Raw genomic sequence first — 12,982 nt, 5'->3', positions numbered from 1 at the left:
CCATTTTATTGATTAAATCCGTGATTCCTTTTGAAGTTATGATTTAAAGGATGGACCTGGTGTCAGAAAAAAACAACCACAGCCAAAGTGTTGTGGTTGTTTGTCCAGGTCAGCGGATCATTGTGATTGAAAGTTTTGTTAATGCACTTTTAGCCATTCTGGCAAATGAGGGCAGGCATCTTCTGTAAATAGGTCTGCATAGTCAAGATCTTTAAATCGGCCCTTTTCTGGTATTGGTGATCATGCATTTATGGCAATCAAACCTAAAAATCTCCATTATTTGGCCCAAATAAATGTGTATATAAACCAATCTTTTTATTCATTCAGACTATAAAATCTGCAGGTAAATAGAATATTAAATTTATGTTGTATTCCATTACCAAATTGGGTAATTTGAAATGAAATAAGGTAAATTGGAACCTTTTGGTAATCATTCAAAAAAACTAAATTATGCCTTCTGTCAAACCTGTTATTCAACATGAAGACGACCGGACCGGTCTGGACCTCGAAACCTTAAAAAGAGCCTTTTTAGATAATCTGTTTTTTTTGCAGGGTCGATATCCTGCCGCAGCCACTAAAAATGATTTATACATGGCACTAGCCTATACTATCCGGGATAGGTGTATTCACCGATGGCTTTATTCTCAAAATGCTTATTTAGATAGTGATGCAAAGGTGGTAGGGTATTTATCCGCAGAGTTTTTGATGGGTCCTCATCTGGGTAATAATCTCATAAACCTGGGTTTATTTGAAAAAATTGAAGAGGCGATGGAGGACTTTGGGCTCGATCTTAAAGAAATCCTTGACCAGGAAGAAGAACCAGGACTTGGAAATGGAGGTTTAGGGAGATTGGCGGCCTGTTATCTCGATTCAATGGTCACACAAAATATTCCGGCTGTGGGATATGGTATTAGATATGAGTTTGGCATATTTGATCAGGAAATTAAAAATGGCTGGCAGGTTGAAATTACTGATCGTTGGTTGAAATATGGAAACCCATGGGAATTACCAAGAATTGAAGCTGCAGTGGAAGTTAAATTTGGAGGATATACTGATAAGGGGTTTGATGAGAATAATCACTATCATGTAAACTGGATTCCGAGTGAAGTGGTACAGGCTGTTCCTTACGATACACCCATTTTGGGATATCAAACCAACAATGCGTCAATTTTAAGGTTATGGAAGGCGGAAGCCTGTGAGTCTTTTGATTTTCAGCGATTTAATATGGGGAATTATTTCGGAGCTGTGGACGATAAGGTCCGATCTGAAAATATCACCAAAGTGCTTTATCCTAATGATTCCCAAATGGCTGGGAAGGAACTGAGATTGAAACAACAATACTTTTTTGTTTCAGCTACTCTTCAGGATGTATTAAGGTATCATTTGACCCTTAGAAAGCATCCCATTGGTCTATTGGCTGAAAAAATTACCCTCCAATTAAATGACACCCATCCGGCCATTGCGGTGCCAGAACTTATGCGGTTATTGGTGGATGTACATGCCATGACCTGGGATGATGCCTGGGATGTGACCAAAAATACTTTTGCTTATACCAATCATACCTTGCTTCCTGAAGCACTGGAAAAATGGCCAATGGAAATGATGGGGCGGTTATTACCCCGGCATTTAGAAATAATTCTGGAAATTAATTACCATTTTCTTGAAGAGGTAAAAGCACGATTTCCGGGAGATATAGATCGTTTGTCACGGATGTCCATCATTGATGATCATGGTGAAAAATATATCCGGATGGCTAATCTTGCCACTGTGGGAAGCTATGCAGTGAATGGGGTAGCAGCCTTGCATACGGAATTGTTAACCAGCAAAGTGTTGCATGATTTTTATGAAATGTGGCCGGAAAAATTTAGTAATAAAACCAATGGAGTTACTCCAAGAAGATGGGTTGTGTTGAATAACCGGAAGCTGACCAGGTTAATTACCGACAAAATTGGAGATGGATGGATTAAAGATTTAAGCCAACTCAAAAAACTTGAATTATTTGTGGGAGATAAAAAGGTTTTGAATTCCTGGAAGGAGGCGAAACTTGCGGCTAAAAAAGAACTTGCAAGTTATATTCAGGACCACTTAAACATTCGGGTGGATGTCAATTCAATTTTTGATATTCAGGTAAAGCGTATCCATGAATATAAAAGACAGCATCTCAATGTATTGCACATCGTTACCCTTTACAACAGGATTAAGGAAAACCCTGGGAAAAAGTTTGTACCCAGAACGTTCATTTTTGGTGGTAAGGCTGCACCGGGCTATTTTATGGCAAAAATGATGATTAAACTTATTAATGCAGTAGGAGAGGTGGTGAATAATGATCCGGTTATAAAGGATAGAATAAAGGTTGTTTTTCTACCTGACTTTAATGTGACCAATAGCCAACGGGTGTACCCTGCTGCAGATTTATCAGAGCAAATTTCAATGGCCGGAAAGGAAGCCTCAGGGACCGGCAATATGAAGTTTACCATGAATGGTGCCCTTACTATCGGAACACTCGATGGTGCAAATGTGGAAATAAGAGAGGAAGTGGGAAAAGAAAATTTCTTCATTTTTGGGCTAACAGTGGAGGAAGTCCAGGAATTGAAAAACAATGGCTATAACCCCAGATCTTACTATGAGGAAAATGCGGAATTAAGAAAATGTCTTGATATGATTTCTTCCGGCTACTTTTCCAGAGATGAACCGGGTCTTTTCAAGCCTCTGGTGGATGCTTTACTATACCATGATGATTATTTATTGTTAGCCGATTACCAATCCTATATTGAATGCCAGGACCGGGTGAGTGAAGCCTATAAAGACCAGGAAGTATGGCAAAAAATGTCAATGCTGAACACTGCCCGATCAGGGAAATTTTCCAGTGATAGGTCAATTCAGGATTATAATGATGATATATGGAAATGCAAAAGGATCAATGTGTCTTTACCAGAATACAATCCACATGACAGGACTAATATTAAATTGAAATAAGTAATGAAATGAACCTACACAAGCAGAAAAAAGGTGCTCCCAGGACAGAGCAAGCGGGAACGGGACTTTTGAAATTCCCAACTGGACAAAAGGCCTGTTCTATCTTGATTACCAGATAGTTAATAAATGAATGAATTGAATTTTGCCAGGTCTTCAGTTGAAGTATTTGGCTTAAAATATTGATTTTCAATGCAAAATCCTTCAACTTTCATTTCAACAAGAAAAAATTAAATTTCATTATCAGTTTGTGATAAAGCTCAAAACCATATTCTCTTGTTGTTTTGTACCTAACAATCTGTGCCAAATTGATCCTCCCTAATTTCCTTTTATGGCCTTGCAAGCTGATTTAACTAATTTTTAATACAGGGATAATTTAATTATCTGTTAAAAGTGAATTTCAAAGAATTGCTATAACTTTACACATAGAGTAATTGAATAGCTAAATCAAATGGAAAGAAAACCAATCCCTGAAGGTTTCCAGGAATATATCATGACAGAGGAGGAGTATGAAGAGATTCTTCTATTGACTGCGGGAAATGAATATGGCCTGGTTGAGAATAGTATATTAATTACTTTTTGGAAGAAACTTGCTGACAAGTATAATTTTGAGTGGCACACTGGGGAAGAAAGTCCAAATGGAGGGAAGTATTTTCTGGCTGTTCCCAGAAAGGATTGAAGAATGCCCCAAACCAGGGTAAAAACACCTGAACTTCATTTTATTTAGGAAGTAAATTGCGGCTTATCTGTATCATATATTATTAAGTTCCAGACTTCGGATTCCTCAATTTTCAGATGCATCAATTGATTTTTCAAAAAGGATACCTCCTTTAAACATTCCTTTTAATATAGGATGTATCTCTCTACCAAGTCCTGTTAAGCTATATTCAACCCGCGGAGGGACTTCAGGGAAAACAGTTCGATTGATTAACCCATCAGTTTCTAATTCTTTTAGTTGCTTTGTTAGCATCCGTTCACTTATATCGGGCATTAGTTTCACCAGCTCATTATACCTTTTATCTCCCTGCTTCAGGTGTAAAATAATGGTGCCTTTCCGTTTACCTTTAATTGCATTTATGAATGTATCAATTGGACAATAACTTTTTTTCATTTTTTTTCTTCTCTTAAAGCATTGAGAATCTGTAAAACTGCACAAAATGTTCGTAAGCCAACATTTTGTAAGTTGTTGATTAACAGTTTAATTATGCTGATCTTAGTGCAAAAATAAGTAAAATTAAAAGATAAATCATGAAACAGGATAAATCCACATTTAAGGCATTTAGAGTTGAGGAAAAGGCTGGAAATTACAAAGGTTCAATTCAGGAAATAAAGTTTAGTCCTTTAAATGAATCCGAAATTCTGGTTAAAGTACATTATAGCTCACTGAATTATAAGGATGCATTATCCGCTTCCGGTAATAAAGGGGTTACTAAAAATTACCCTCACACCCCTGGCATCGATGCGGTAGGGATAATTGAAGAATCAAAAAGCAAGGCATTTAAAGAGGGGGATGCTGTAATCGTCACCAGTTATGATTTAGGTATGAATACTGACGGGGGATTTGCCGAGTATATAAAGGTGCCGGCTGACTGGGCTGTTAAATTGCCTGAAAATTTGACAATGAAAGAGGCAATGGTTTATGGAACCGCTGGATTGACAGCCGGAATGTCTGTTTTAAGGTTAACTGAACTAATAAAGCCAGAGGATGGAAAAGTAGTAGTTTCAGGAGCTACCGGAGGAGTTGGCATATTGAGCATTGCCATTTTAAGTAAACTGGGCTATTCAGTGATTGCCATTACCGGTAAAGAAAAGGAGAGGGACTATTTAATTAATCTTGGAGCAAGAGAAATAATGCTGCGAAAAGAGATTGAAAATTTCCATAAAAAGCCATTATTAAAACCTTTGTTTGCAGGAGCTATCGATACAGTTGGAGGGGTAATTCTTGAAAATATTATTAAATCAACTGATGCAATCGGTGTGGTAACCTGCTGTGGAAATGTGGCTTCTCCCAAGATTGATTTAACCGTTTTTCCCTTTATCTTGAGAGGGGTTGCACTTATTGGAATAGATTCTCAAAATTATCCAATGAAATATAGAAGAAAAGTGTGGGAGAAGCTGGCTGGTGAATGGAAACCGGTACATTTAGATTACGCTTGCAACGAAATTAAACTTGAGGATTTACAACCTAAAATTGATTTAATGTTAGAGGGAAAGTTAAAAGGAAGGACCATTTTGAAAATGGCTGTATAGCACATGTGGGATAATCCTTGATCAGTTCATATCCATAATATCTTCATAGGTTGAGGACTAAAAGTACAGATATCCTTCAATAGATGATCATGCAAGAATCTTTGCTGTTGAATCAGCTATATTTGGTATAACCCTAGTATTTTCATGCCTGGATTAGCTTGGCTTTAGGGCTTTGGATTGTTCAATTCCTTGCGCTATATTCACCGGTTAAAATCCATTAAGATGTCAATTTCCAAAGACAGGTTTAATTATTTGCAAATCATATGGTCAACAAATGCTTTAATGGGGAGTTGCAAGTTGCCATATCCAGAAGGAAGATAGCTTCAACCGGAGCAGATAATTCAATATCTTTGGGCTTAAAATCCTGAAATAAAACAAGGAAACTGAAATTCATATACTAAATTATTATTAAGCCTTACATGAAATTATTTTTATTGGGTGCAATCCTACTAACTTCAAACCTTCTTTATGCTCAACAGGTGAATCCAAATCCATGGGTTATGAAACCTGATTCCACATTGGAAGTTACTTACAGGAACCCTGTTATTCCAGGTTTTTATTCCGATCCAAGTGTATGCCGGGTAGGTGAAGACTATTATCTCGTAACAAGTACATTTGAGTATTTTCCAGGAGTACCTGTATTTCATAGTAAAGATTTGATCCACTGGGAACAAATTGGCCATGTCATTCACAGAAAAGAACAGATCCCAAAAGACCTTAATATATTCGCTCCAACGCTAAGATACAATAATGGCGTCTTTTACATGATCACCACCAATGTGTCTACAAGGGGTAATTTTTTTGTGACGGCAAATCATCCCTCAGGACCCTGGTCGGACCCGGTTTGGATTGATGTTTCCGGTATTGATCCTGACTTGTTTTTTGATGATGATGGTAGAGTTTACGTAGTTAATTCCAATTTTGAATTGGTAGAAATCAATGTTGAAACAGGCACATTAATAGGAGAAAGGCGGAAAATATGGAACAGTACAGGAGGACGCTACCCGGAAGCTCCACATCTGTACAAAAAAGATGGCTTTTATTACCTGATGGCAGCCGAAGGAGGTACTGAAGAAGCGCATTCCGTAACCATTGCCAGAAGCCATTCTATTTGGGGCCCCTACATCGATAACCCAGGCAACCCTATTGTTGCGCATGCGCATGTGGCCGGTATGGGTAATCCCATTCAGGGTGTGGGCCATGCGGATATGGTATTGGCCCATGACGGGAATTGGTGGATGGTATTACACGGATACCGGAGCGTGACCGGCTATCCTCCACATCACACATTAGGAAGAGAAACATGCTTAGTACCAGTTAGTTGGGTAAAAGGGGGCTGGCCGGTTGTAAATGGTAATGGAACAGTTGGGGTGGAAATGACCCATCCAACGCTTCCGCAGCACACCTTCGATTCAAAGCCTGTGCGAACTTCTTTTAAGGAGGAATTGGGCCTGGAATGGAACTATATTCAGCCTTTCAATGAAACGAATTTTAAATTAAATCATAAAACAGGCACACTTACACTTAAAGGATCACCTTTGGAAATCGGTGAAAAAGGGAATCCTACATTTATTGGGAGACGAATAACTGATATTAAATTTTCTTCCAGTACCCGGCTACAATTTGACCCTAAAAATGACAATGAAGAAGCAGGGATGACCCTTCAAAACAATGATACTCATTTTGACCTGATGATTTCTTCAAAGGCTGGCCAAAGGTACCTTGTGGTAAAACTGCGATTTGGCCAGACGATTTACCATTCGAATCAAATTGATCTAGCCCCAGGGCCAGTGGATTTGAAAATAGAAGGAACAGGACCTGAATTTATCTTTTCTTATGCTCAGGATGGAAAAGATTTTCAAGTGATCGAAAAAGCGGATGCCCGTTTTTTAAGTACGGAAACTGTAGGTTGGTTTACAGGAGTTTATGTAGGTCTTTATGCCACTGGGAATGGGAAAGCATCAAAAGCAGAAGCCAGCTATGAGTGGTTTGAATATTCTGGTAAATAAACCACCCGGCTCTAAAATGAAAGTGGAATACCAAGGTTAGTCACCATTAATTGAGTAACAGGCAATCAGCAACTTCAATTTAAAATGGGTTTTGCTCCTAATAATTTAGACTTAATCCAGGTTCAAATTTATTTTAGAGGCTCTTTTCATAAACTTTTTGAATAAATCCAGGCTTGTTTAATTAGAGATGTAAAACATAAAAACCTAAAACTATGTCAATAATTAGATTATCCTCGAATTGTTCAAATTGTTCGGCCGTTTCAGATTCTGCTGAATGTACTATTCATCATGTAAAAATAAATGAGCATTATACATGCGATAGTTTTTCATGGAAAACAAGTTTAACAGATGAAAGACAATGTGGAAATTGTTCCCGGTATGGTAAAAGTTCTTGCGCACACCCTTCCAAAGCTTCTGAAGATATGTTATGTTCAAGTTGGGCTCCATTGCCAAACTAATTAAAGCTGGAAAAAATTTACAATCCCTTATGGCAATTATTGGATACATTGCATTAAGGGATTTTTTTATCCACTATCATGATATCAATCGATATTCAATTTTACCTTTTCCATCAAATAAAGAGGTAAATTTTGGGTGCTCCCCTCAATAAATTTCCCGAATCCTGCTAATTATTAAAAACCATATATTTAGATTCATTCCTTCACCTAATTCCTGTCCTTTTTCTTCAGCCGCATAAAAAACGCTTTTCAACTGACGGTAAGGGTTTTACCCATTTTCATCAAATAGGTTTTATACCGTGTCCTGTGCAGGGCAAGTAAATTTATTTTGTAGGCAGATTTAAAGTTAAGCTGCTTCAAAATTTTTGTAGTAATCAGTCGGTAGCCAAAAAATATTTTTAAACACTATTTCTGATAACTTTTTTATCAATAATGTCTCCATCAGGCTGAAAATCAGAGGAGTTGATTTTAAATCAATGCATACGGTAGAAGAATGGGATTTGGGTTTAGGAAACCAGCGTAATTTTTCGGGATTTTAAAGTTAAAATTAACCATTTTTTCTCCCTCAAGAAATACAAGTAATAACTAATTAAAAGGCTTTCCTAAAAATTTAAATTAACTCTTTGAACCACTAATTAAAATTAAATGCTGATAAAAATAATCATGAAAAACAAAATTTCACTAAAAAGAATTCTATTCTGCCAAACGCTGATTATCTTCCTGATTTATTCGGGATGTACATTCAATGAGGATCCCAGTGCAATACCAACTGAGCAAAGGGGAATGGAGGAAATCAATGTTCCTGAAGACTTTAATTTTGAAACCAGCCAGGAAATAAGTATTAAAATTGAAGACAAAAAACCTAGTGCCAATAGTCGTTACAATTTTTATTTGTTAAGTGAGACAAAGGAAAAAATATTGATAGGTTCTCAGTCAAATGCTAATAAAAACAGCTCAGTTTCCTCATTTATAATTCCAAGAGATGCTCAAAATTTAAGAGTTGAGCGGATTAATGGAGGAAAAGTAGAAACTTATACCTTAGCAGTGGAGGGGGAGAATACCATAGATTTAGAATTTTCAGGAAATGATGATGTGGTGGAAAGTGAAGTTGCCAATCCATCGAATGGTCGGATTACCGGAGATTGTTACGAAAAGCTATATGCAGTTAATAATTCAGGAGGCTTTTATAGTATTAACAATGAGAGCGGGAACTATGAAGAAGTTGTACTTCCTAAACTTCAAGGTGGTGGATCAATTGCCTGTGCGGTAAACAGGTCTGAAAAAAAGGTATATTATAACACTAATACTACCCTGAGGTATTATGACATTGAGTTGGAATCCTTTCACGTATTGAGCCAAGGAAATCCATTCAACGGGGCTTATCCGCGAATGGAATATAACAATACTAATGGGTTGCTCTACATTGCCAGGGATGCAAAAATGTATATAATTGACCCAATTTCTAATGAGATCAATTCTACCTTAAATATACAAGGCCTTGAGAACCCAATTGGTGGAGGTGATCTTGCGATTTCTCTTGACGGGACAATTTATATGTGTGCTTTTTCAGGTTTATACAGGATAAATATTGAAAATGAAGTTGCCATTGCTACCAGAATAAGTGCGGACAATTTACCCTTTAAGCCAACCTCCATGGCAATCGATAGAAATGACAGGCTTTATTTAGCGACCAATGGTTCAAATTCGCAATTAATTGAAATGGATAAATTTGATGGGGCATGGCAAGTCGTTCAAACTTACAATCATGCTATTAATGATTTAGGTTCCTTACCTTGTACCCAGGATGAGTTAAACCAAAATGATAGTGATAATGATGGAATCTGGGATGTAAATGATGATTATCCGGACGATGGAAATAAAGCCTTTAATAGTTTTACCCCAAGTGAGCTGGGTTGGGGAACTTTAGCATTTGAGGATTTATGGCCTTTAAAAGGAGATTATGATTTTAATGACCTGTTGCTAAATTACCGTTTTATTGCCGTTGCAAATCAGGATAATGAAATTGTTGAATTAAAAGCAAAGATTTCCATCAACTCTATCGGAGGGGTTCTGCATAATGGTTTTGGTTTTCAATTGCCAGTTTCCCAGGACAAAATTAAAATGGTAACAGGTTATCATTTAAGTAAAAATATTGTCACACTTAGCGATAAGGGTATGGAAACAGGTCAGGAAAAAGCTGTAATTATAGTTTTTGAAGATGCTTATGATTTAGCAGAACCCGGGGTTTGCAATAGTTCTCAAAGTAACCTTATTGAAATAAATATTGAATTTGTTTCGCCTATATCTCCCGAAGAACTGGGTCATCCTCCCTATAATCCTTTTATTTTTATAAATGGAGAAAGGGAGATGGAAGTACATTTACCGAATAAGGCTCCAACCGATAAAGCACAACAGAGTGTTTTTGGAACGCAGGATGATGCCAGTGATGTACAAAATGGTAAATTCTACAAAACGAATAAAAGCTTACCCTGGGGCATAAATATTATTCACAAACTCAAACCTATGAAAGAAGGAAGGGATATTAACCTGGGATATAACTTTTTTTATTCTTGGGCTGAGTCAGGGGGAAATAATTATAGTGGTTGGTATAAAAACAATTCAGGATACATTAATGAGAATGAGATTTGTTTAGATTAAAGGATTTTCTGGAGAATATCTAAGGAAAGCCAAAATTCAGGAATAAGTTTAGGTTTGATCATATGGGATTGGGTGTCGAGACACTCAATCCTTTTTTTTATGTAATTGGCATTGTAGTTAGGCTCATTGGTTACTCCTTTGTTTTCCTGGTTTAAAAAAAATTATCAGCTAAAAGGCAGGATTCGAATTTGCGACAAATTTATAATTTAATGCGACAAATTTGATATCAAAATTTGTATTCACAAGAGTTTTGAGGCCGTTTTTAGGGTATTTAAAATATAATCATTTTTGTACCATATCAATATTTTACTATGACCAAAAACTTTATTACTTTACTTTTATTAAGTGTGGCAATTAATGCATTTGCACAATTTGAGAAAAACCAAAGCGCTTCGGATTCATTGATGAATTTGGTAGAATCCAGTGCCGATTGGGGGGACTACGACCAGGACGGAGATCTGGATTTAGCAATTTGCGGTACATATGGAACAATGTACACGATAGTTTACAGGAATGATAATGGGAAATTCATCAATATAAATGCAGGACTTCAAGGTGTTAGTGAGGGAAATATTTCCTGGGGAGATTTTGATGACGATAATGACCTGGATTTGCTATTAACTGGTATAATAAATAACGGGTTTGAAAGTATTCGAATCACTAAAATTTACAGGAATGATGATGGGACATTTGTTCCCATCGAAGCGGGTTTAACTGGCTTTTCAGAAGGAACATCAAAATGGGGGGACTACGACCAGGATGGTGATTTGGATATTGCACTGATTGGACGAACAGATGAGGATGGTACAAAAGATTTATTGAAAGTTTATCGAAATGACATGGGTATGTTTGTAGAAATGGATTTACCCATTCAACCCACTATAATAAATTTACATGGCTCTGTTTCCTGGGGAGATTATGATAATGATGAGGATCTGGATTTATTGGTGACTGGGCTGGGTTATAATCAGACAAACGATGATTTTATAACCCGAATTCTGAGAAATGACCATGGCATTTTTAAAGAAGACACAACTGAATTGGTTGGTGTAGTAAATGGAAAGGCAGAATGGAATGACCATGACATGGACGGAGATTTGGATATTGCAATTTTAGGAGAGCGGTTCGACCTGTCATTTGTAACAGCGATTTATAACAATGATGGTCAGGGAACTTTTATCTACAATGAAGCACCTTTCCATCAGGTAAGCAATGGATCAATTGATTGGGGTGATTACGATAATGATGGTGATTCAGATTTATTAATTACTGGAATTCAGGAAAATACTTATTTACCCGTAACAAATATTTATACCAATAACAACGGAGAATTTGACAGCCTACAAAACGCTCTTCCTGGGGTTTGGGGAACGGCTAATTGGGCAGATTATGATCAGGATGGTGATCTGGACATTTTAATTAGTGGACTTGATGAAATGTATACAAATGAATTCACAGTGCTATTCAAAAATATGCATAAATTAAATCAAACCATAAATTTTGAACCAATTCAGGATAGGGTTTATGGGGATTCCAGTTTTAACTTAAAAGCATCAGCCAGCTCAAATTTACCTATTAGCTATCATTTGGTTAGTGGTTCGGTTTCCATTACAGGGGAAGTAATTAACATAACTGGAGTGGGAGATGTTGTTATTGAGGCCAGGCAAACTGGAAATCATGAATATGATTCTGCAAAATCTATTCTTCAGACTTTTAGCATCTTAAAAAAGGAACTAATTGTGGTGGCAGATAGTCAGTCCATATACTACGGAGAACCTCTGCCAGATTTTACTTTTTCCTACCATGGCTTTGCTTATGGCGAAGATTCATCTGTTTTAGACTCACTCCCTGTAATTAGTACAACTGCATCTGCTGAAAGTGATGCAGGTAATTATGATATAATATTAAATGGTGGGAAATCAGATAATTATGATAATTTACTGGTAAATGGGAGCCTTACAATAAAAAAGAGTAATGCCACAATAAATATTGAGGATTTGGAACACATTTTTGATGGAACAGTTAAAACACCTCTCATTACAACTATTCCTGAAGGATTAAACTATACGGTGACTTATAACGGAGATAATACCCTACCCCAGGAAGCAGGAGAATATGAGGTGAAAGTAATCATTGAAGATAAAAATTATATTGGGATAGAAATTACATTTTTAAACATAAATACGCCATTAGGATTACAAAATGAAGAAAGCAAACCAAAGATCTTGATCTATCCAAATCCATCAGATGAAATAATATTCTTAAGCGGAAAGATTTTACCCAAAACCAGCGTGCAAATTCATAGTTTAGATGGAAAAATGCTATTAAATGAATTAACTTTTGAAAGACGCTTTCTAAATATTGAACATATTCCATCCGGCACTTATATCTTAAGCCTGCAGGATCAACTAAATAAACAGTACTTTGCCAAAACAATAGTGATAGATTAATCTTTGTTGGCCATTAACTTTCCTTGCAAAAATGGTATAGCTCCTTTCTTTATAGTTAAATGTGAGTCTTAGTTATTCTTCCCAACTCTTTCAAATTAAATGGAATAATTGTTAAAAACTATTTAATTAAAATCAAACCATTTACGAATAATTTTGAAGGGTTGGGAAGTTAAATAACCACTTT

The 12,982-nt window shown here is 36.6% G+C and carries 7 protein-coding genes; 6 read left to right on the top strand and 1 reads right to left on the bottom strand.

Translation table 11 applies throughout. From position 1 onward, the window contains the following. Nucleotides 1-450 precede the first annotated feature (450 nt). Both A3EM_RS0113090 and A3EM_RS0113075 read left to right on the top strand, forming a co-directional pair. The gene (locus A3EM_RS0113090; protein WP_020528670.1) at nt 451-2,976 is read left to right on the top strand and encodes a glycogen/starch/alpha-glucan phosphorylase; all 2,526 of its coding nucleotides are present in this window, start codon (nt 451-453) and stop codon (nt 2,974-2,976) included. A 448-nt stretch (nt 2,977-3,424) separates the two neighbouring features. After that, complete coding sequence (locus A3EM_RS0113075; RefSeq protein WP_020528667.1) at nt 3,425-3,652, top strand: hypothetical protein; 228 nt, start codon at nt 3,425-3,427, stop codon at nt 3,650-3,652. Nucleotides 3,653-3,757: 105 nt separating this feature from the next. Here the strand turns inward: A3EM_RS0113075 and A3EM_RS0113070 are convergent, their stop codons facing one another. After that, nucleotides 3,758-4,084, bottom strand: coding sequence for a winged helix-turn-helix transcriptional regulator (locus A3EM_RS0113070; protein WP_020528666.1), 327 nt, complete (start codon nt 4,082-4,084; stop codon nt 3,758-3,760). A gap of 137 nt (nt 4,085-4,221) precedes the next feature. Between A3EM_RS0113070 and A3EM_RS0113065 the strand changes: the two genes are divergently transcribed. From A3EM_RS0113065 to A3EM_RS0113035, 4 genes are all read left to right on the top strand, one after another. After that, on the top strand, nt 4,222-5,223 hold the full coding sequence (locus A3EM_RS0113065) for a YhdH/YhfP family quinone oxidoreductase (RefSeq protein ID WP_020528665.1): 1,002 nt from the start codon (nt 4,222-4,224) through the stop codon (nt 5,221-5,223). Nucleotides 5,224-5,723: 500 nt separating this feature from the next. Beyond that, on the top strand, nt 5,724-7,232 hold the full coding sequence (locus A3EM_RS0113055) for a glycoside hydrolase family 43 protein (protein ID WP_044238350.1): 1,509 nt from the start codon (nt 5,724-5,726) through the stop codon (nt 7,230-7,232). Nucleotides 7,233-8,353: 1,121 nt separating this feature from the next. After that, entirely contained in the window at nt 8,354-10,348 is a 1,995-nt protein-coding gene (locus A3EM_RS45810) for an LruC domain-containing protein (RefSeq protein WP_157637870.1), read from the top strand. A gap of 311 nt (nt 10,349-10,659) precedes the next feature. Continuing rightward, nucleotides 10,660-12,798 (top strand): FG-GAP-like repeat-containing protein, encoded by a 2,139-nt coding sequence (locus tag A3EM_RS0113035; protein ID WP_020528659.1) that lies wholly within the window; start codon nt 10,660-10,662, stop codon nt 12,796-12,798. Nucleotides 12,799-12,982: the final 184 nt, after the last annotated feature.

Origin of the sequence: Flexithrix dorotheae DSM 6795 (genome assembly GCF_000379765.1) — a bacterium.
Lineage (GTDB): Bacteria > Bacteroidota > Bacteroidia > Cytophagales > Flammeovirgaceae > Flexithrix > Flexithrix dorotheae.
This window is presented reverse-complemented; position numbering and strand designations above follow the sequence as displayed.